This window comes from Comamonas kerstersii (genome assembly GCF_008801935.1).
In the GTDB taxonomy this organism is placed as follows: Bacteria; Pseudomonadota; Gammaproteobacteria; order Burkholderiales; family Burkholderiaceae_C; genus Comamonas; species Comamonas kerstersii.
In genome coordinates this window covers 1-19,712 of the sequence record NZ_VZOT01000008.1, presented here as the reverse complement: position 1 = coordinate 19,712, position 19,712 = coordinate 1, and the positions used below count along the sequence as shown (strand labels likewise).

Sequence of the window (19,712 nt, the reverse complement as noted above, 5' to 3'; positions counted from 1 at the left end):
GCATAGCCAGCCTGTACGGCACGGCCGCACCAGCAGCTTCAGAAGAGGCCAATCCGAGGGCTACAAAAAAATTTCAAATTTTTTTTATTCGGGCGTGTCAACGCGCTGCCTAGCAACTGCGTTGTTCCTCGTACATAAGGAATACACCCCATGAACCACACACAAGCTTTAGCTGTCTGGCCCGAAGATGAACGTGATCGCAAGCGCGCTCCTCTGCGCGCCTGAGCACGACACCAGCTTCGACACATTCTCGAACGCAGCAAACAAACAGTTGCACCAACGACGTCAACGCCACCAGCGATCAGGACGTTAAAGAGGCAAAGGAGTGAAAACCATGCAACCCCAAACCATTACCACCATCTGGCCTGAAGACGAACGCGACCGCAAGCGCGCCCCCATCCGTCTGTAAGAGGGGTGCAAGGCCCGCCCTCGTGGCAGCGGCCGCTTTCATCTTCCATGCTCTGCAACAAAAATGCCCACCTTCCGGTGGGCATTTTGCTTGGCGAGGCAAGACTCAGTGCATGTGCAGACCGCCGTTGACCGAGAAGTCCGCCCCGGTTGCATAGCTGCCATCTTCCGAAGCCAGCCAGGACACCATGGAGGCAATTTCCTTGGGCTCACCCAGGCGCTTGACGGGAATCACGCCCACAATCTTTTCCAGCACATCAGGGCGAATGGCCTTGACCATGTCGGTGCCGATATAGCCGGGGCTGACGGTGTTCACCGTCACGCCCTTGCCAGCCAGCTCCTGGGCCAGCGCCATGGTAAAGCCGTGCATGCCAGCCTTGGCGGCGGAGTAGTTGGTCTGACCGGCCTGGCCCTTGGCGCCGTTGACCGAGCTGATATTGATGATGCGGCCCCAGCCCTTTTCCACCATGTCACCCACCACCTGCTTGGTGACGTTGAACATGGAGTTCAGATTGGTTTCAATCACGGCGCGCCAATCTTCAGGCGTCATCTTCAGGAACATGCGGTCACGTGTGATACCGGCGTTATTCACCAGCACATCAATGCTGCCGTGCTCCTCCTTGGCCTGGGTAAAGGCTTCCACTGTGGAATTCCAGTCCCCCACATTGCCTACCGAGGCATAGAAGGTAAAGCCCAGGGCTTTTTGTTCATCCAGCCACTTCTGGTAATCACGGGTAGGCCCACAACCGGCAATCACCTTGAAGCCATCCTGATGCAGACGCTGGCAGATGGCAGTACCAATCCCTCCCATACCTCCGGTCACATACGCTACTTTCTGGCTCATCTTTGTACTCCTGCTGATTTAGTCATTCTTTACAACTCACACCGCCCATACAGCATCACAGCGGCTGAGCTTGCACCTCAGACTCCGTGACTATGGCATTCACCCTTGCTCGTGCCTATTGCGGATGCCCTGCACAGGGAAAACGCCAGCGAAGCGATGGCTGCACATCGTTTCGCGGCTCCAACTGCGGCTGTTATGCGCGTTCTACGGCCAGCGCCACACCCATGCCACCGCCAATGCACAGTGCGGCCAGACCCTTCTTGGCATCACGGCGCTGCATTTCGTGCAGCAGCGTGACCAGCACGCGGCAGCCCGAGGCACCGATGGGGTGGCCCAGCGCAACCGCACCGCCATTGACGTTCACCTTGGCCGCATCAATGCCCAGCACCTTGTTCACGGCACAGGCCTGTGCGGCAAAAGCTTCATTGAGTTCAAACAGGTCCACATCACCCACCTGCCAGCCTGCGCGCTCCAGCGCCTTGCGTGTAGCAAACACAGGGCCCATGCCCATGGTGGCGGGGTCCAGACCGCTGGTGGCGTAAGCCTTGATCTTGGCCAGCGGCTTGAGCCCCAGTGCAGCCGCCTTGCTGGCACTCATGACCACAACGGCAGCTGCGCCGTCGTTGATGCCAGAAGCGTTGCCAGCGGTGACCGTGCCCTGCTTGTCAAAAGCAGGCTTGAGGCCAGACAGCGCATCCAGGCTGGTCTTGCGGTTGATGTATTCGTCGGTATCAAACACAACAGGGTCGCCCTTGCGCTGCGGAATCACCACGGGAACGATTTCATCCCTGAACTTGCCTGCGTCCTGCGCAGCCGCCGCCTTTTGCTGGCTGCCCATGGCCAGCTCGTCCTGCTGCTCGCGTGTGATGTCGTTTTCACGCGCCACGTTCTCGGCCGTAATGCCCATGTGGTACTGGTTGTACACATCCCACAGGCCGTCAACGATCATGGTGTCCTGCATCTTCCAGTCCCCCATGCGCTGGCCGTCGCGCGAGCCCTTGAGCACGTGGGGCGACAGGCTCATGTTTTCCTGACCGCCTGCAACCACAATTTCGCTGTCCCCCGTTGCCACGGCCTGCGCCGCCAGCATGACGGCCTTCAGGCCCGAGCCGCAGACGGCATTGATGGTCAGGGCAGGTGTTTCCTTGGCAACACCCGCCTTCATCATGGCCTGGCGTGCAGGGTTCTGACCGACGCCTGCGGTCAGCACCTGGCCCATGATGACTTCGCCCACCTGGTCAAAAGGCACATTGGCGCGCTGCAGCGCCTCCTTGATGACCGTAGCCCCCAGATCCACAGCAGGCACCTTGGCCAGGCTGCCACCAAACTTGCCGATCGCTGTGCGCACTGCCGAAACAATGACGATGTCTTCCATTTTCTAATTCCTTTATTCGTTGATCTAAGCGCTGCAACTTGTGCCCAACGTACTTGCGGCGGCAAATGCGCTACAGACAGATGTTGCAATGCAGCATTTTGCTATGACTTGGGTGAGCGTGGTTCAAGCTTTTTCCCGTACATACCGCCCGGGTGCTGGCTCCAGTGCCTCGTAGCTGCGCCCTTTTCCATAGCGTTTGGGGGCTGCAATTTGTGTACCAGCATGGCTCTGCAGCCACTGCGACCAGTCGGTCCACCAGCTGCCAGGGTGTTCTGTCGCCTCCTGCAGCCACTCGCCATGGCTGGCTGGCAGTGCGTTGTCGCTGCGAATCCAGTGGCTGCGCTTGTGCTTGGCCGGAGGGTTGATCACGCCCGCAATATGGCCCGATGCGCCCATGACAAAGCGTTTGTCGCCAGGGAATACCTGCGTCGAGGCATAGGCGGCCTCAATCGGCACGATATGGTCTTCACGCGAGCCATAGATGTACAGCGGCAGCGTCACGCGGCCCATATCGATCTGCTCGCCACAGACGGTGAGCTTGCCGGGGCGAATCAGGTTGTTTTCCAGATAGGTATTGCGCAGATACCAGGCATACCAGGGGCCTGGCAGATTGGTGGCATCGCTGTTCCAGTACAGCAGGTCAAAGGGTGGCGGCGTCTCGCCCTTGAGGTAATTGCCCACCACATAGTTCCAGACCAGATCGTTGGGTCGCAGGAAGCTGAATGTCGCGGCCAGCTCCTGCCCCTTGAGCAGACCGCCCTTGCCCAGCTGCATTTCACGCATCTGCACAAAGGCTTCATCAATAAAGACATCCAGCACCCCGGTGCTGGAAAAGTCCACAAATGTGGTCAGCAAGGTCGCACTGGCTACAGGATCCTCACCACGCGCAGCCAGCACGGCCAGCGCCGTAGCCAGCATGGTGCCGCCTACGCAAAAGCCCAGGGTGTTGATCTGGTCCGCACCGGCAATCTGCTGGGTCACATCGATGGCGCGGATGACAGCATCTTCAATATAGTCATCCCAGCCCAGGTGGCCCAGCGACTCATCCGGATTGCGCCAGCTCACGACAAAGGTACGGTGCCCCTGGCTGACGGCATAGCGAATCAGCGAGTTCTCAGGCTGCAAGTCCAGGATGTAGTACTTGTTGATGCATGGTGGCACCAGCAGCAACGGGCGCTTGTAGACCTTGCCCGTCAGCGGCTTGTACTCGATGAGCTGGAACAGCTCGTTCTCATAGACCACGGCCCCTTCGGTGGTGGCAACGTTTTTGCCAACTTCGAAGGCACTTTCGTCCGTCATGGACAGATGGCCCTGCTGCAGGTCGTGCAGCATGTTCTGAATGCCCTTGGCCAGACTCTCGCCCTTGGTCTCCAGCGCCTTTTGCTGGGCTTCTGGATTCAGCGCCAGATAGTTGCTGGGCGACATGGCTGCCACCCACTGCTCTACGGCAAAGCGAATGCGCTGGCGTGTTTTTTCATCGGTCTGCACCGCGTCCGCCATGCCCATCAGTGCCTTGGCATTGAGCAAATAGGCGCTAGCCGTCATGGCTGCGACGGGATTGCTCAGCCATGGCGCAGACTTGAAACGCCTGTCCTGCAGCTGTGCTGGCGCCTGCAGTCCCTGACTCCACAGACGGGCCGCCTCCTGCACATACTCCTGCTGCAATGCCTGGAGCCGATTCACATCCAACTGGACCGCTGTTTTGGCGGGTTCTGCCTGGCCGAGTGCGGCAAACGACTGGAAGGCGTTCTGCCATTGTCTGGAGAAAAAGTCTGTGTACTGCTCCCCTGCAGCACCCCAGTCTGGTGTGGAATTCATGCTTGTCATCCTTGCGTTCTTGGCGGCACCACCATGCGACAGTGCATCATGCTGGTTGATGATTGTTGTCCAGCACACCAATTGTGACAATCAGTGCATGACAGCCATATGTCAAAAGCCTGATTCCTTGACTCCAATCAACATCGCAACCAGCGCCTGGCACAGAAATCAAGCAAATTACAGACCATGTATTTAATCGTGATTGCGTGGCTTTATGTCACGGTGATGATGGCACTGGCCGAAGCCTTCGGCCCTCAGGGCAGCGTGCTGGGGGCCATGGTCACTTTGGTGCTCTATGGCCTGCTGCCTGTCGGCATCATCATCTACATCTTTGGCACGCCAGAGCGCAAACGCAAGCTCAAGGCCCAGCGCGAAGCCGAGCAACGTGCCTACGATCAGGCGCAGGCCGCCAAGGCTTCAGCCCTTCCAGATGCAGGCAGCCATGCGGCCGGTGCTGCCCAGGACAGCAGCATCGCGCCGGTGAGAAAAGAACCGTGAGGCATTGCTCACCGTGCACCAGGGCGCGCTGCCGTCATTGCCATAAATGTGCGTGAGGCCCACAGCCTGCAGTCGCTGGCGCGCCAGGAGCGACAAATTAGCAAGCCACTTGCCGCTCTTACCCGCCACGGGCACAAAGCACTGCACGGCTGCAGGCAGCGTCTGCACAAAGGCCTCACGCACTTCATCGCCCACCTCAAAAGCCTCGGGGCCAATGCATGGCCCCAGCCAGACTTGCGTTTCTGCTGCCAGCTGCGCATCGGCAGCCACACCCAGTCGGGCGGCGTAAGCCTGCCAGACGGCTTCCAGTACGCCATGGCCGTTATGTCCTGCCAGTCCGCGCCAGCCCGCATGGGCTGCAGCAACGGCGCGCCCGCTGCGGTGTGCCAGCAAGACGGGCAGACAGTCCGCCACCATGACAATGCAGGCCACATCAGATTCAGTGGTCAAACAGGCGTCAAAGGCTTGTCCATTGGGCGATGCGTGCTCCAGAAATTGAACATCGCAGCCATGTACCTGCTGCAGGAAGCGGGTCTGCACTGGGCGACCGGAAATATCGCTGAGCACCGCCTGCAGCAGTGCGCGATTGGCGGCCACATGCTGCGGGTCATCATGCACATGGTCCCCCAGATTCATGGAGTTCCACGGAGCTGCACTTTGCCCACCTGCACGGGTGGTAAACAGGGCATGCACGCCAGCAATGGCGGGCCAGTCGGGTTGCAGCCACTGCTGCTGAAGATGCTTGGTATCAGTCACCTGCACAGCATAACTTGACACCTGACTCATGGCACACTTGTTCTTTCGTTGACTGCTTAGCCCTGAACCATGCCATTTGTGTTTACGCCCCCAGCCCAAGCCTCGGTGCCTGTCATTGGCTGCGCTGACCGTTTTCCCGTACACCGCATCTACTGCGTAGGCCGCAACTACACGGAGCACGCCAAAGAAATGGGCTTTACGGGGCGCGAAGCACCGTTTTTCTTCATGAAGCCCGCAGATGCCGTACTGCCCGCAGAAAACGGTGGCACTGTCGGCATGCCCTACCCCACGCTGACCAGCAATCTGCACCACGAAATCGAGCTGGTGGTAGCCATTGGCAAAGGCGGCAAAAACATTGCGGCCGCGCAGGCCATGGAACATATCTGGGGCTATGCCGTAGGCCTGGACATGACGCGCCGCGATCTGCAGAACGACATGAAAAAGCAGGGCCGCCCCTGGTGCATTGGCAAGGCCTTTGAGCACAGCGCCCCCATCAGCGCCATCACGCCTGCAGCACAGGCGGGTGATGTAGAGCAGGCAGAAATCTGGCTGCAGGTCAACGGCAAAGACCGCCAGCGCAGCCATGTGAACCAACTCATCTGGAATATTGCTGAGACTATTGAGGTGCTTTCCCAGGCCTGGGAGCTGCAGCCCGGTGACCTCATCATGACCGGCACCCCCGAAGGTGTAGGTGCCGTGCAGGCCGGCGATGTGCTGGAAGGCGGTATTACCGGCCTGGGCACATTGCGCGTAGCCATCACTGCCTGAAGCAGGCATTGCCCATGAGTTTTCGCCCCACCATCAAGTTCTGCTGCCAGTGTGGCAGCCCCGTCAAGCACGCCATTCCTGACGATGGCGACACGCGCGTGCGCGCCATCTGCCCCTCCTGCGGCTTTGTGCACTATCAAAACCCGCTGAATGTGGTGGGCTGCATCCCTGTTACCGACGATGGCCGCATCCTGCTGTGCAAGCGCAACATCGAACCCCGCTGGGGCAAGTGGACGCTGCCAGCAGGTTTCATGGAGCTGGATGAAACCACTTCCGAAGGCGCGGCCCGCGAAACGGATGAAGAAGCCGGTGCCCAGATTGCCATGGGCCGGCTGTTTTCCGTGATCAGCGTGCCACGCGTTGGTCAGGTGCACCTGTTTTACTGCGCACGCCTGCTCAGCGAAAGCTTCAACCCCGGGCACGAAACCATTGAAGCGCGCCTGTTTGAGCCCAAGGACATTCCGTGGGATGAATTGGCCTTTCGCACCGTCAGCACCACCTTGCAGCGCTACCTGGACGACCGTGCCCGTAGCGTAGAACAGGTACACAACATCGATTTGCTGTAACTCTTTGTTCGCACTGGCCTGGCTTTTGCTTTTCCAAGACATACAAGAGCTGGGCCCCTGAACTGCCAGCTCTGTCTTGAAAAAGGGGAGGCAGACATGACAAGCGACAACGAGATCCATATCGACACCTTCATCCCATACATGCGGGATGTCGCGCGCTGCGAGCGCTTATTGCAGGAGCTCAACCTCATGTGGCGCCTGATCGAATCATCGGCCAAGATGCACTGCGCCGAAGAGGCGCACAGCATGCTGCCCATGATGGCCGCCACACGCGAAGGCTTTCAGCGCCTGGAGCAGGACCTGGTGCACTCCATGGTGTCGGAGTCCATTGGCGAGGTCATGTCCGAAATCGCCACCTGCGCGCACCACGTCATCGACATCGTGGTGCGCAATCTCTATGAACGCACGGCCGACGTCGGTTTTCTGGCCACGGACCGCACGCTGTGCAACTACGTCGCCGGGTTCACCGATGGCCAGGGCATCGTCGAGCGCCTGCGTGAGTACCAGCACAAATACACGGTGTACGACGAAATCATGCTGTTCGATTTGACCGGCACCGTGCTGGCCCAGATCGATGAAAGCTCGCCCGTCGATGGCTCACACGATTCGCTGCTGGCCCAGACGCTGGGAAGCCACAGTTTTGTAGAAACCTTCCGCTACACCAATCTGCGCCCCCACAAGGACCAGGCCCTGCTCTACACACAGCGCATGCTGCACCCGCAGACCGGCCAACCCTGCGGCGTGCTGTGCCTGTCCTTTGACTTTCTGGGGGAGATGGCAGGCATTTTTGCCGGCAGCAGCGCCGCCGAAGGCCGCAGCGTAGCCCTGCTGCTCAACGAGCATGACTACGTACTCGCCAGCAGCGACGCGCACTGGATTGCGCCGGGCACCAAGGTCCCCTCCAACCCCGAAGGCGCACCACATTTGTTCACACACTCCGGTCGCACCTATCTGGTGCAAACCGTTTCTGCCAAGCCCTACCAAGGCTATCCGGGGCCTGCAGGGTGGAAAGGTCAGGTCATGATTCCGGTGGAACAGGCCTTTGGCACCAAAATCATGCGTTGCGTGGACAGTCTGCCCCACGATGTGGCACAGGGTCTGCTGGCCCACGCCAAGAGTTTCTGCCCGCCGCTGTACGACATCATCAACGCGGCAGACTCCATCCGCCGCGTGGTCTGGAATGGCCAGGTCATGACGGCCGGGCAGCGCGGAGGGTCGGTGCGCCTGAAGTCGGTGCTCGAGCAGATTGGCGAGACCGGCGCACGCACGAATCTGGTCTTTACCCAGTCGATTCGTGATCTGTACGACACCGTGCTCAGCGTCGGCCTGCGCGACAGCCAGTCGCTGACCCAGCTGCTGGTCGATCTGCTGGACCGCAACCTCTACGAACGCGCCAATGACTGCCGCTGGTGGGCGCTCTCGCCCGTGCTGCGCCAGCTGCTGACGCTGCACCATGCGCAAGGCGAGGCGCCTGCAGCTCTGCTGGCTGAAGCGACCCAGGTACTGGAACACATCAACAGCCTCTACACGGTCTACCTGCGCCTCATGGTCTATGACAACAAGGGCCGCATCCTGTGCGCCAGCCATCCGCATCTGCCCGATGGCAGCAGCGTGCTGGAGCAGACGATTGACAGCGCAGCCGTGCAGGCCGTCATGCAACTCAATGACAGCCAGTCCTACCACGTCACGCCGTGGAGCGCTGCGCACGTTGGCAGCGAAGGGGCCACCTATGTCTACCACGCCCCCATTCGCACGGACGATGCCCATGAACGCACCGTAGGCGGCATTGCCATCGTGTTCAATGCCATACCGGAGCTGCAGGCCATGCTGGAAAGCTCTCTGGTCGGCAAACCCAAGACCCGCGCCATGTACGTCAACCGCCAGGGACTGGTGCTGGCGAGCACCGATCCTGCTTCGCCCCCCGGCAGCACGGTCCAACTGCCCAAGCCCGAGCTGCTGCAGCTGCAGGTGGGCCACAGCGATGCCGCCATCACCACCTACCAGAACGAATACGGCATTGTGGGCGCCAGCGTCTCGCGCGGCTACCGTGAGTTCAAAACCTCGGACGGCTACCGTGAGGATGTACTGGCCATTTCCATCGAGTCCTTTGGCAAGGTGGAAACAGCAGACAGCGTGCATGAGGCCAGCCACGCCATCCAGAGCAGTGCCAGCATCAACGGCATCGAGATGGCCACCTTCTTCGTGGGCAAGCAGCTGTTTGCACTGCATGCCGAATCCGTGCTGGAGGCCCTGCCCGCGACCTCCGTCAACCCCGTCTCGGCCAGCCGCCTGCCCTACTGCATTGGCACACTGGCACGGCATGCGCAGGGGCAGGTCACAGGCTTTGTCTGGGTGTTTGATCTGGGTGAGCTGCTGACCGGTCAGCGCTCACGCCTGACGGAAAAACACCAGGTGGTGGTGGTTGAGCACGGCGAGCGCAAGTTTGGTCTGCTGGTCAGCGCCCTGCATGGCGTGCACCACTTCGCCCGTGAGAGCGTGCGCCCCGCGCCCAGCATGGCGGGCGGCGCAGAGTTGCTGGTGCATGAGCTGATTCAGGCCAACCAGGGCGCACTGCTGATCCAGTGCCTGAACCCACAGGGGCTGCTGCATGCGCTGCAGTCGCCCCGCAAATCTGGTGAGGCGATGGAGTACATCGGCTAAACCCGCCACGGTTTCCGCCAGCATGCGCTGTGCTGGCGCAGGCCGCCTCAGCGGCCTTTGACCGGCGTATGGCGCAGTACGCTGAACACGGCTGCCAGCACCGCAAGACCTGCGCCCATCAGCAAGGCACGCTGCTCGGCGATGCCTTCGCTGCCTGGCCAGAGCACAAAGGCGGCCGCCAGCAGCACCGCGCCCAGACTCTGCCCGGTATGACGGGCCGAGCCCAGCATGCCACTGGCCGCGCCGCTGCGGTGCATGGGTGCAGAGGTGACGATGGTGTGGTTGTTGGGCGACTGGAACATGGCAAAGCCCGCACCGCACATGGCCATGCGCCAGGCAATATCCCAGGCGGGTGCGCCAGCCGACAGCTGAGACAGTGCCGCCAGCCCCGCCGCAAACAGCAGCATGCCCATGCCGCCCAGGCGGCTGGCTGGAATCTTGCCAATCTGCCGCCCCACAATGGGTGCAACGATGGCCAGCGCCACCGGCCAGGCGCTGATCAGCATGCCCACCTGCCCGGTCGATACGCCATAGGCATCCATCAGCAGGAAAGGCATGGCCAGAAAGGCCATGGTCTGCGCACTGAAGGCGCAGATGGAAGCGCCCATGGACAGCCTGAACGCCGGAATGCGCAGCAAATCCAGCGGCAGCATGGGCTGCGCCCCGCGCTTCTGGCGCTGTACATACACATAGCCCGCCAGCAAACCCAGCAGCAGCCAGGCAACGGCAGGAAGCAGACCCTGCTCTGGGCTGTAGTGACTCAGACGATCCAGCCCCAGGAACAGCGCTGCAAACATGGTGATGTTGAGCAGCACATCCCACCAGGACAGCCCCCGCAGGTCTGAAGGCTTGAATGGCTTGGGCAAGGCCTTGCGCCCCAGCCAGCACACCCACAGCGCCAGCGGCATGTGCAGGCTGAACAGCCAGCGCCAGTCCAGCTGCGACAGCACCGCCGCCGCCAGCACCGGCCCGGTCACATAGCTGATGGCCACCATCATGGAGTTCAGCGCCAGGCCCTGCCCCAGCTGGGCACGCGGATAAATCTGCCGCACCAGCGCGCCATTGACGCTCAGCGCCCCCGCCATGCCCATGCCCTGCAGAGCACGCGCCACAATCAGCCACTGCAGCGAAGGTGCCAGCGCCGCCAGCACACTGGACAGGCCAAACACCAGCATGCCCCACAGGTACACACGCTTGTAGCCCAGACGATCGCCCAGCGCAGCCAGTGGCAGCAGCAGCACCAGCGATGCCACCTGGTTGGCATTGACCACCCACAGCGTCTGGGCCGGGTCAATCTGCCACTGCCGGGCCATTTGCGGCAGGGCCAGACTCAGCATAGTGCTGTCGAGCACACAGATCACCAGGCCGCAAATAATGACTGCCATGGCCAGCTTGCGTGCACGCCCATGCATGCCATCTGGCTCAGCAGCAGATGCCATAGTGGAAGTATGAGTCATATCAAATCAATAGCTTCTAGCGCTGATACAGCAATGGTTTCAACTACTTTTCTATCTGAAAGCATTGCAAATAGAGCGCTGGCAGCTCTTTTTTTCGTAATTACCGAGGTCAAGCGAATGCATGCAAACCGCAGCTGCACAGCCAAAGCGCCAGCCGTACACACGGTCAAAAGCTAAAAAACCCCGCGGCTGCGGGGTTGGCGGATACGCAGGGCCACTTACATGTGGTCAATCACCACCTGCCCGAATCCGGAGCATGACACCTGGGTGGCCCCTTCCATCATGCGCGCGAAGTCATAAGTCACCTTCTTGCTCTGGATGGCCTGCTCCATACCGCTGATGATCAGGTCCGCCGCCTCCACCCAGCCCATGTGGCGCAGCATCATCTCGCCACACAAAATCATGGAGCCGGGGTTCACATAGTCCTTGCCTGCATAGCGTGGCGCTGTGCCATGGGTGGCTTCAAACACCGCCACGGAACTTGACATGTTTGCACCGGGCGCAATGCCAATGCCGCCAATCTGCGCCGCCACAGCGTCCGAGATGTAGTCACCATTGAGGTTCATGGTAGCAATCACGCTGTACTCGGCCGGGCGCAGCAGCACCTGCTGCAGGAATGCGTCAGTGATGCTGTCCTTGATGGTGATGCGCTTGCCGGTCCTGGGATTCTTGATTTCCACCCATGGGCCGCCATCAATCAGCTCGCCACCGAACTCCTTGAGGGCCACGTCATAGCCCCAGTCCCGGAACGCACCTTCCGTGAACTTCATGATGTTGCCCTTGTGCACCAGCGTCACCGAAGGCTTGTCATGGTCAATCGCGTACTGGATGGCCTTGCGCACCAGGCGCTCCGTACCTTCGCGCGAGACAGGCTTGATGCCCAGGCCAGAGGTCGCTGGGAAGCGGATATGGTCAATGCCCATCTCATCGCGCAGAAAGTCGATGAGTTTTTGCGCCTTGTCCGTGCCTGCAGCGAACTCGATGCCTGCATAAATGTCTTCCGAGTTCTCGCGGAAGATGACCACATCGGTCTTCTCAGGCTCACGCACGGGCGAAGGCACGCCCTTGAAGTAGCGCATGGGGCGCAGGCACACATACAGGTCCAGCGTCTGGCGCAGTGCCACGTTCAGGGAACGAATGCCACCGCCCACAGGCGTATTCAGCGGCCCCTTGATGGAAACGGCATATTCGCGCACGGCATCCACCGTCTCTTCGGGCAGCCAGACGTCCGGGCCGTAGACCTGCGTGGCTTTCTGGCCGGCATACACCTCCATCCACTGAATCTGACGGCGGCCGCCATAGGCCTTGGCCACTGCAGCATCCACCACCTTGCGCATCACTGGCGTAACGTCCACGCCCACACCATCACCTTCAATAAAAGGAATGATGGGCTGATCGGGAACATTCAAGGTCATGTCCGCGTTAACGGTCACTTGGCTGCCATTTTCAGGAATGCGGATGTGTGTGTACTGCATGAGGAAGCTATCTCCGGACTTCAACGTAGGGCTTGTGGTCTGCATGGCCACTTGCTGCCGATTCTAGGCTGCTTCACCCCGCATGGCGGCATGAAACGCGCACCACCGGGTATGCATTGGCGATGCCCCTCTTGCAGCGAGCCGCTGCACCTGGTGCTGCTTTGCGACTGCGCCACACCCGCACAGCAAGGATGTACAGAACAGACAAAACCCCCACAGCGCAGGCAATCCACCTACATACAAAATTCAGAAACAAAGTAAAAGTTTCGTAACTTCTGCCTTGTAACAGGCTTTCATTCACTCCTTCCGAATTGCCCTGCTGCTGTGAAATTCGCTTGTATGCCCCCTGCTTCCGCGCCTTCCCTCTCCGGTCTCTCACGTACCTGGATGCAACGCTGGTCGCGCTGGCGCGCTGGCGCACTGCCAGTCTGGCATTGGCGGCCCTGACTTTTGCCAGCGCAAGCCTTGCCTCCACGGCCGTCACCGAAGTCAATCAGCTCATGGCCCAGGGCAAGCTGACCGAAGCGGCAGCGCTTGCGCAGGCACACCTGAGCCGCAACGGCAACGACGTACATATGCGCTTTCTGCAGGGTGTGATCGCCACAGAACAGCAAAAGTACGATCTGGCCATAGACATCTTTAGCGCGCTGACACGTGACGTCCCCAACCTGCCAGAGCCTTACAACAATCTGGCCGTGCTCTACGCCACACAGGGCCAGATGCAAAAAGCCGCGCAGACAACGGCGCACGCGCCACGGCCAGATTCCGCCAGGACTACTCTGCAGACAACTACAAAGACAGCACCCTCAAAACCATGGAGCTGCAGCGCGAAGGCAATCAATGGCTGATCGTGCGTGAAATATCTGCCCAGTAAAAGCAAACAGCCCGTCCTGCTGCAGGCTTACGCTGTCGACACAGCAGATCAATCCATGCCTTTTGCAGCAAGCCCGGGCACTGACTCACCAATGTAAAAGCCCCTTTTGGCCATAGCCAGAAGGGGCTTTTCTTAAAGCTACTCACACCAGACAGCAAACCGCAGGTTTGCATTGGCGATCAGGCCGGTCCGTGCAGACGCGCAAGCCTCAGCCAGTACATCAAGACTTTGAACAAGCGATCCAAGGGACGTAGAGTGGGCTTACTGCGCCAATGTCGGCACAACCGGTGTTTCCGCAGGCACGCCATCAGCGCCACTGGCCTTACGCTGTGCCTTCTCGGCCTTTTTTCTCTTTTTTTCCAGCTCTCTCTGACGCTTTTCGAATTGATAGTTAGGTTTAGCCATACAGAAAGTGCTTTCTTTGTTTCAGTACGGACACCATACCCTATTGAGCAGGTCTGCACATTGGGCTATCCAATACTGGCACCAGCCTCTACCAAAAGCACATGCAGCCTGTGACCTGCAGCTGCCGAGCTGGCGCAAGCAGCATGGCTTTTAGCGCAACAACTCTTTCGCTCTTTGGCTGAGATGCACATGCGCCGACGCTGCTTGCCTACGGCTGGCATCGAACATCGCGTAATAACCAGCGCGAGTAAATTCTTCCTCCATCAGTTTGATGGCGTCATCCACTTCGTTCTCGTTGGTTAAACGCATGCTTGGATGCTCTGCAGCAATGGCCTGCAGCGTGGCAAAGCTGGATTTCGCAAGCTCCAGGTATGCGACTTTCGTCTCAGGGCCTGAAGAGGTATAGGCAAGCAGAAGAGATGCGTTGAGCTGCTCCTTTGCAGCATGCGCCTGCTGCTCCAATATTTCCAGCGCGGCGCTGCGCGCATTGACGTCACGAAATAGCTTGCAAAACCAGCCAAACATAAAAATGACTCCAATCTTGAGCTGCCCCATGCAAGCATCGTCCTAAGCGCTCGGCAAGCCGATTGCCAAAGCGACCTGGGGGCACACCCAAAAATCTGGAAGATCTGCTGTCAACAGTTCGGAACCATCAATTCATCGGGATAGGCCGCTCTCTCAGCACCATGCGCTCGTTCTTGCTGTTGTACTGCACATACTCTTGGCGACCGTTTCTGCAGCGAACAAATTGATTGTTCAATACGCCATTGGACTCCTTCAGGCACTCAGCTTTTGACTTGGCTGGTATGGTTTCCCAATGAGGCTGATTGTCACGAATAGTGTCAGTGATGCCCACGCCAAATTGACCTGCCAATCTGCCTGCGCCTCGAACGACATCGCTCTGAGCGAAGGCCATCGATGAAAACATTAAACCGACAATCACTATCCGCTTCATATGCACGCCATGCCTGTAACAAAGCGCATTCTAGGTAGGCCCTATTTGCCAAGCTAGCAGCTTCTAAAGCCATCTCAACACTCTTTGGTGTCCTACCTCTGTAGATCCAAAATTTACTGCTGCGGCAAAGTAGCGTTTTTAAGCAGCAGCGTCTTGCTGTACGCCGTGAAATCCCCCAGATGCTTGGTAATCACAGCCTCCACAATGGGCAGCTGCAGCGCTTGGTAGTGTTTTTTGAATGTCTTGCAGCAGCCCTGCCCTGGCTTCATCCAGGGCAGTTTTCTGGCTCAGGATAAAACTCTCGTACAAGGCAGCCTGGCTGTCTCTGGCCCACAGGCGCTGCCCTGTGGTGATGATGCGGTATTGCATCACGGTAGACGAGGCACGCAAGTCCAGCAAATCCACATGGCAGCGCGCCGTGGCGGCCAGCTCGCTGCTCAGCAGCCCACAGCTTTTCAGGGCCCAGCGCCTCATCCGCCAGAACGGCCAGGTCCAAGTCGCTGTCTGGGCCTGCATCGCCCGTGGCCTGAGCGCCAAACACATACAGCGCAGACAGGCTGGGAACGGCTGTCTGCAGCTGCTCAAGCATGCGTGTGTAGTTCATTGCACCCACTTGGTTATGCCCTATCGAAGTTGCTGGCGCCCTCAATCATCCTGCATGTTACGGCGTTGCCTGCCCATTGCGTCTGGCGGTGCTGCAAAAAACATGTACTTTCTTGCACCCAAAAAGAAAAAAGGCCTAATGCCTTAAAACATTAGGCCTTTTCAGGTGCTTGGTGGTGCAGTCGCGACCGAAACCAAACCCGTTCTCCGAGCATAAGCGCGTTTCTGCGTGTTTGTGAGGGGATGAGCGGGTGATGGGATGTCGGCCGGCTGCAACACGTTTGCAAAAATCCTGCGACAACATGCCATCTTGCTATTGACAGCCCCCTCATTACACTCGCACAACCTGTATTTCGTCAGAATAACAAACAAGATGGACAAGCATGCAGGGAGTGCATCAGGATACGACTGCTGATGCGGAAACACACGTAGACACCCAAGCCGCGCTGTGGCTCCTGGCGAGCCTGGCCGGTTTCTATCGCCAGCCCTTCGATACGGAGCTGGTGATCAAGCGTTTTCCGCCGCCTATCGATCTGCCCACGCTGATCGAGGCCTTGGACGCCCTCGGCCTCAAGGCCGGGTTGGCGCATTGGCCTGATGGCCAGTCATCAGGGCTGTCGGCCTTGCCGCTGCCCGCCGTGGCGCTGTTGCCTACGCCCGCGGCTGAAGCTACGCAGGCAGGCTCTGGCGAAGATACAAATGCCGCGTCACCCCCGCCACCCTCCCGCATCCCGCTCACCCCGGCGCTGATCGTCCAGCACGGTGACGACACCCTGGCTTGGGTCAAACCCGGCCAGTCGGCCCCGGAGACCGTGGCGCTCGACGCCGCCCGCGCCCAAGCGGCACCGGTACTGCTGCTGGTGGCCCAGGCCGAGCCACCCGTTTCCGAATCGGTCAGCAAAACCGCATCGCCCGAAACCCAGAAAAAGCCCTTCGGCTTCTCCTGGTTCGTGCCCGAACTGCTGCGCCACAAGCGCATCTGGCGGGATGTACTGCTCGCCAGCCTCGCCATCCAGTTGGTCGGCCTGGCCACACCGCTCTTCACCCAGGTCATCATCGACAAGGTCATCGCCCATCACTCCGAGAGCACGCTCATCGTGCTGGGCGTGGCGCTGGTGGTGTTCATGCTCTTCACCAGCGGCATGACTTGGCTGCGCCAGTATCTGGTGCTGCACACCGGCAGCCGCATCGACGCCGTGCTGGGCGAGAAGGTGCTCAAGCACCTGTTGCACCTACCGCTGCCGTACTTCGAGGCGCGGCCCACCGGTACGTTGGTGGCGCGTCTGCACGGCGTGGAGCAGCTGCGCGAGTTCATTTGCGGCGCGGCGGTGAGCCTGGTACTCGATCTGCCCTTTCTACTCATCTTCCTGGCGGTGATGTTCTCCTACAGCTGGCAGCTCACGCTGATCGCGCTGGGCATCTTGACGCTGATCGTCATCGCCAGCCTCATCATGGTGCCGATCTTTCGCGAGCGGCTGGACAAGCAGTTCCTGCTCGGCGCAAGGAATCAAGCCTTTCTCACCGAATACCTGGCGGGCATGGCCACGGTGAAATCCCTGCAACTGGAGCCGGACGTAGGCAAACGCTACGGCACCTATCTGGCCCAGTACCTCTCGGCAGGCTTTGCCACCAAGCAGGTGGGCAACACCTACAACGTGGTGGCCAACGGGCTGGAGCAGGTGATGACGCTGTCCATCCTCATCGTGGGGGCGTGGCTCGTGATGCAGCCCGAAGCGGGGATGACCGTGGGCATGCTGGTGGCCTTCCAAATGTTCGCCAGCCGCATGAGCCAGCCGCTGCTGCGCCTGGTCGGGCTGTGGCAGGAATTCCAGCAGGCCAGCATTTCCGTCAAGCGCCTGGGCGACATCCTGGACATGCCGCAGGAGCCCTTTACGCTCACCCCGCAACGCGCTGCGGGTGGCGAAGGCCGCATCGACATCCGGGACGTGGGCTTCCGCTACTCCGAGCAGCACCCTTGGCTCTACCGCAACCTGAGTCTGGCCATCCCCACCGGCAAGCTCACGGTGCTGATGGGCCCCAGCGGCTGCGGCAAGAGCACGCTGGCCAAGCTGATGCAGGGCTTTTACTGGCCGCAGGAAGGGCAAATCCTGCTCGACGGGCGAGACATCCGGCAGCTTGCCGCCAACGAACTGCGGGCCACCTTCGGCGTGGTGCCGCAAGAAACGGTGCTGTTCTCCGGCACGGTCTACGACAACCTGGCCATGGCGCACCCGCACGCCAGCTTCGAGGACGTGATCGCAGCCTGCAAGGCGGCGGAAATCCACGAGGTGATCGAGAAGCTGCCGCAGGGCTACCAGACCGAGATCGGCGAGCGCGGCACCGGGCTATCGGGCGGGCAGCGCCAGCGCATTGCCATTGCCCGCGCGCTACTCAAGCGTCCCAAGGTGCTGATCTTCGACGAGGCGATTTCGAACCTGGATCAACAGACCGCCGAGCACTTCGCGCAGACCATCAACCGACTCAAGGGCAAGGTGACGATGATTTTTATCACGCACCAAGTGCCCAAGAGCTTGCAAGTGGATGAGGTGGTGAATATGGGGCAGCATGCCATGCAGATGAGTTTGGTGGAGGAGGATGTATGAATTTCTGGTCGGCACAAGTAAGCAGCCGGTTCTGGTCATCTTTGCTGATGGCATTGACCGTTTTTTTTATTGCGGGGTGCAAAGTGGAAGACAAAACGTGGATCGACAAAATGCTGTCTGAAATGGAGACGGCTTGGATTGAAGCCGACAAAGCTGGTGGTGGGCAGGATGGGCGGGACAAAGCCGTAAGTCTTGTCGCTACGAAGTACTTTCGCCCAGGGATGCCTATGGCAGAGGCTTTTGAGTTATTGAATCAACTCAAGTCACAAGAATTTAGTATTTACGAGTACCGTCACGAAGGTACCCGAATATGGCCCAATGGCGAGCTAAAGCCATATGCTGATGAAGCGAGAAAGAAAAAATTCGAGCGCGAAATCACACAGGGAACAAGCAGATTCACAGTAAGAAAAGATCAGTATGGACGAGAGCGATTGATCATCTCCAAGGGAGTGGCAATGACGCTTACCGTTGATGCTAAGAAGGCAGTCGTAATAAGTGTTGAAGCCAATATCTGGGCCAGTTCTATTTAATTCGGGGGGGGGGGGTAATCATGACGGAAAAAATCGAAGTTGGATACACGCCTGCCGCATTTGTTGGTGGTCTTGGCATTTTTCACAAGTACATCATCTACACCGATAGCAATGGCGACAAGTTTTATGCTCGTGGAGGCCCTGGGTATTTTGGCCCTGGTGCGGCGAGTGGCGGTCGAAGTGAATCCTCAACCTCACCATTTGGAAACATCAAGACCGAATCTGGGAAGTACGACGACAAGAGTCCTGACTGGGATCGTGCGCGTGATCCAGAACACCCCGACCCAAACGCCACGCCTCACCCCCGCGAAACCATCAAGGAAGGTGACGATTTGTCGCGGGAATGGAACAAAATCAAAGAAACCGTCAAGGGCATCGATGACAAAAACATCCCCTATGACCCGAGGTCAAGCAACTCCAACTCCACCGTAGACGAAGCGCTTCGCGAAGCAGGATTGCCAGCACCACAGAAAGATGGGCCAACAGATAACTGGGCTCCAGGCTCGGATTTCGATCTCCCCGGTGGCGATGTCCCCGGCAATAGTGATGAAGGGAAATTCTGGGACGATTTTGAAAAATGGTTCGATGACAAGACAGGTTGGGAAGATTTCAAGAACCAACTCGAAAAGGATATCCTTGATGGCTTGCTTGACCTGAGCAAGAACCTCAGCGACTTCGGAAAGAACATCAAAGACTGGTGGGACCGCGCTAAAAACTGGGTTTGGCCGCGCGACCCCATCATTCTCGACCTTGACGGCGACGGCTTGGAGACGGTGGGACTCGCCAGCAACGTCTATTTCGACCACGACGGCGACGGTGTGTTGACTAGAACCGGCTGGGCGGGCAAGGACGACGCCCTCCTGGTCTGGGACCGCAATGGCAACGGCCGCATCGACACCGGCGCTGAGCTCTTTGGCGACTTCACACCTCTTCCCAACGGCACGCTGGCTCCGAACGGCTTTGCCGCACTCGCCGCCTTGGACAGCAACGGCGACGGCATCATCGACGCTTCTGACCCGGCCTTTGCCGAACTCAAACTTTGGCGCGATGCCGACCAGAACGGGGCGACGGGCGCCGGCGAACTGATCTCGCTCGCCGACGCCGGCATCGTCAGCC

At 59.3% G+C, this 19,712-nt stretch carries 17 protein-coding genes and 2 pseudogenes; 8 read left to right on the top strand and 11 right to left on the bottom strand.

Annotated elements, in window-relative coordinates:
• Positions 1 to 514: 514 nt before the first annotated feature.
• From phbB to F7P80_RS11670, 3 genes are all read right to left on the bottom strand, one after another.
• Entirely contained in the window at positions 515 to 1,252 is a 738-nt protein-coding gene (phbB, locus tag F7P80_RS11680) for an acetoacetyl-CoA reductase (RefSeq protein ID WP_054067054.1), read from the bottom strand.
• 193 nt (positions 1,253 to 1,445) lie between these two features.
• On the bottom strand, positions 1,446 to 2,627 hold the full coding sequence (locus tag F7P80_RS11675; protein WP_151044909.1) for an acetyl-CoA C-acetyltransferase: 1,182 nt from the start codon (positions 2,625 to 2,627) through the stop codon (positions 1,446 to 1,448).
• Positions 2,628 to 2,750: 123 nt separating this feature from the next.
• On the bottom strand, positions 2,751 to 4,445 hold the full coding sequence (locus tag F7P80_RS11670; protein WP_054067068.1) for a PHA/PHB synthase family protein: 1,695 nt from the start codon (positions 4,443 to 4,445) through the stop codon (positions 2,751 to 2,753).
• Positions 4,446 to 4,631: 186 nt separating this feature from the next.
• Between F7P80_RS11670 and F7P80_RS11665 the strand changes: the two genes are divergently transcribed.
• Entirely contained in the window at positions 4,632 to 4,943 is a 312-nt protein-coding gene (locus F7P80_RS11665; RefSeq protein ID WP_151044907.1) for a hypothetical protein, read from the top strand.
• Here the strand turns inward: F7P80_RS11665 and pgeF are convergent.
• The gene (gene pgeF / locus F7P80_RS11660) at positions 4,863 to 5,729 is read right to left on the bottom strand and encodes a peptidoglycan editing factor PgeF (RefSeq protein WP_151044905.1); all 867 of its coding nucleotides are present in this window, start codon (positions 5,727 to 5,729) and stop codon (positions 4,863 to 4,865) included. The two genes, F7P80_RS11665 and pgeF, sit on opposite strands and share 81 nt — an antisense overlap.
• 39 nt (positions 5,730 to 5,768) lie before the next feature.
• Here pgeF and F7P80_RS11655 point away from each other — a divergent pair, with 39 nt between their 5' ends.
• From F7P80_RS11655 to F7P80_RS11645, 3 genes are all read left to right on the top strand, one after another.
• Positions 5,769 to 6,467 (top strand): fumarylacetoacetate hydrolase family protein, encoded by a 699-nt coding sequence (locus tag F7P80_RS11655; protein ID WP_054067050.1) that lies wholly within the window; start codon positions 5,769 to 5,771, stop codon positions 6,465 to 6,467.
• A 14-nt stretch (positions 6,468 to 6,481) separates the two neighbouring features.
• Positions 6,482 to 7,033, top strand: coding sequence for an NUDIX hydrolase (locus F7P80_RS11650; RefSeq protein ID WP_151044903.1), 552 nt, complete (start codon positions 6,482 to 6,484; stop codon positions 7,031 to 7,033).
• 96 nt (positions 7,034 to 7,129) lie between these two features.
• Positions 7,130 to 9,694 carry a chemotaxis protein CheW gene (locus F7P80_RS11645; protein WP_151044901.1) on the top strand — a complete coding sequence of 855 codons (2,565 nt, stop codon included), beginning with the start codon at positions 7,130 to 7,132 and terminating at the stop codon, positions 9,692 to 9,694.
• Positions 9,695 to 9,741: 47 nt separating this feature from the next.
• Here the strand turns inward: F7P80_RS11645 and F7P80_RS11640 are convergent, their stop codons facing one another.
• Complete coding sequence (locus F7P80_RS11640) at positions 9,742 to 11,133, bottom strand: MFS transporter (RefSeq protein ID WP_249041452.1); 1,392 nt, start codon at positions 11,131 to 11,133, stop codon at positions 9,742 to 9,744.
• 236 nt (positions 11,134 to 11,369) lie between these two features.
• Positions 11,370 to 12,626 (bottom strand): NADP-dependent isocitrate dehydrogenase, encoded by a 1,257-nt coding sequence (gene icd / locus F7P80_RS11635; protein WP_077344979.1) that lies wholly within the window; start codon positions 12,624 to 12,626, stop codon positions 11,370 to 11,372.
• 335 nt (positions 12,627 to 12,961) lie between these two features.
• On the opposite strand from icd, the gene F7P80_RS11630 reads away from it, so the two are divergent.
• The gene (locus F7P80_RS11630) at positions 12,962 to 13,474 is read left to right on the top strand and encodes a tetratricopeptide repeat protein (RefSeq protein WP_211372029.1); all 513 of its coding nucleotides are present in this window, start codon (positions 12,962 to 12,964) and stop codon (positions 13,472 to 13,474) included.
• Between the two features lie 287 nt (positions 13,475 to 13,761).
• Here the strand turns inward: F7P80_RS11630 and F7P80_RS16805 are convergent, their stop codons facing one another.
• From F7P80_RS16805 to F7P80_RS17375, 5 genes and pseudogenes are all read right to left on the bottom strand, one after another.
• Entirely contained in the window at positions 13,762 to 13,905 is a 144-nt protein-coding gene (locus F7P80_RS16805; RefSeq protein ID WP_165442798.1) for a hypothetical protein, read from the bottom strand.
• 150 nt (positions 13,906 to 14,055) lie between these two features.
• A complete protein-coding gene (locus F7P80_RS11625; protein WP_151044897.1) occupies positions 14,056 to 14,460 on the bottom strand; it encodes a hypothetical protein in 405 nt (134 codons plus the stop codon).
• Between the two features lie 97 nt (positions 14,461 to 14,557).
• Positions 14,558 to 14,860, bottom strand: coding sequence for a hypothetical protein (locus F7P80_RS11620; protein ID WP_077344977.1), 303 nt, complete (start codon positions 14,858 to 14,860; stop codon positions 14,558 to 14,560).
• A gap of 138 nt (positions 14,861 to 14,998) precedes the next feature.
• Complete coding sequence (locus F7P80_RS11615; RefSeq protein WP_338028327.1) at positions 14,999 to 15,334, bottom strand: hypothetical protein; 336 nt, start codon at positions 15,332 to 15,334, stop codon at positions 14,999 to 15,001.
• 16 nt (positions 15,335 to 15,350) lie between these two features.
• A pseudogene (locus tag F7P80_RS17375) lies at positions 15,351 to 15,449 on the bottom strand (nucleotidyltransferase domain-containing protein); the annotation flags it as partial.
• Positions 15,450 to 15,846: 397 nt separating this feature from the next.
• Here F7P80_RS17375 and F7P80_RS11610 point away from each other — a divergent pair.
• The 3 genes and pseudogenes from F7P80_RS11610 to F7P80_RS11600 form a co-directional block, all read left to right on the top strand.
• Positions 15,847 to 18,066 (top strand): peptidase domain-containing ABC transporter, encoded by a 2,220-nt coding sequence (locus F7P80_RS11610; protein WP_151044895.1) that lies wholly within the window; start codon positions 15,847 to 15,849, stop codon positions 18,064 to 18,066.
• A complete protein-coding gene (locus F7P80_RS11605; RefSeq protein ID WP_130932726.1) occupies positions 18,063 to 18,596 on the top strand; it encodes a hypothetical protein in 534 nt (177 codons plus the stop codon). Before F7P80_RS11610 ends, F7P80_RS11605 begins: the two co-directional genes overlap by 4 nt.
• Positions 18,597 to 18,616: 20 nt before the next feature.
• A pseudogene (locus F7P80_RS11600) lies at positions 18,617 to 19,712 on the top strand (calcium-binding protein); the annotation flags it as partial.

What these genes read in the sequence shown, in the direction of transcription:
- F7P80_RS11650 (WP_151044903.1), top strand. Translation starts at nt 6,482, where the DNA reads ATGAGTTTTCGCCCCACCATCAAGTTCTGCTGCCAGTGTGGCAGCCCC.
- F7P80_RS11645 (WP_151044901.1), top strand. Translation starts at nt 7,130, where the DNA reads ATGACAAGCGACAACGAGATCCATATCGACACCTTCATCCCATACATG.
- F7P80_RS11665 (WP_151044907.1), top strand. Translation starts at nt 4,632, where the DNA reads ATGTATTTAATCGTGATTGCGTGGCTTTATGTCACGGTGATGATGGCA.
- F7P80_RS11675 (WP_151044909.1), bottom strand. Translation starts at nt 2,627, where the DNA reads ATGGAAGACATCGTCATTGTTTCGGCAGTGCGCACAGCGATCGGCAAG.
- F7P80_RS16805 (WP_165442798.1), bottom strand. Translation starts at nt 13,905, where the DNA reads ATGGCTAAACCTAACTATCAATTCGAAAAGCGTCAGAGAGAGCTGGAA.
- pgeF (WP_151044905.1), bottom strand. Translation starts at nt 5,729, where the DNA reads ATGAGTCAGGTGTCAAGTTATGCTGTGCAGGTGACTGATACCAAGCAT.
- F7P80_RS11610 (WP_151044895.1), top strand. Translation starts at nt 15,847, where the DNA reads ATGCAGGGAGTGCATCAGGATACGACTGCTGATGCGGAAACACACGTA.
- F7P80_RS11605 (WP_130932726.1), top strand. Translation starts at nt 18,063, where the DNA reads ATGAATTTCTGGTCGGCACAAGTAAGCAGCCGGTTCTGGTCATCTTTG.
- F7P80_RS11640 (WP_249041452.1), bottom strand. Translation starts at nt 11,133, where the DNA reads ATGGCATCTGCTGCTGAGCCAGATGGCATGCATGGGCGTGCACGCAAG.
- icd (WP_077344979.1), bottom strand. Translation starts at nt 12,626, where the DNA reads ATGCAGTACACACACATCCGCATTCCTGAAAATGGCAGCCAAGTGACC.
- F7P80_RS11655 (WP_054067050.1), top strand. Translation starts at nt 5,769, where the DNA reads ATGCCATTTGTGTTTACGCCCCCAGCCCAAGCCTCGGTGCCTGTCATT.
- F7P80_RS11670 (WP_054067068.1), bottom strand. Translation starts at nt 4,445, where the DNA reads ATGAATTCCACACCAGACTGGGGTGCTGCAGGGGAGCAGTACACAGAC.
- F7P80_RS11620 (WP_077344977.1), bottom strand. Translation starts at nt 14,860, where the DNA reads ATGAAGCGGATAGTGATTGTCGGTTTAATGTTTTCATCGATGGCCTTC.
- phbB (WP_054067054.1), bottom strand. Translation starts at nt 1,252, where the DNA reads ATGAGCCAGAAAGTAGCGTATGTGACCGGAGGTATGGGAGGGATTGGT.
- F7P80_RS11615 (WP_338028327.1), bottom strand. Translation starts at nt 15,334, where the DNA reads ATGAGGCGCTGGGCCCTGAAAAGCTGTGGGCTGCTGAGCAGCGAGCTG.
- F7P80_RS11625 (WP_151044897.1), bottom strand. Translation starts at nt 14,460, where the DNA reads ATGGGGCAGCTCAAGATTGGAGTCATTTTTATGTTTGGCTGGTTTTGC.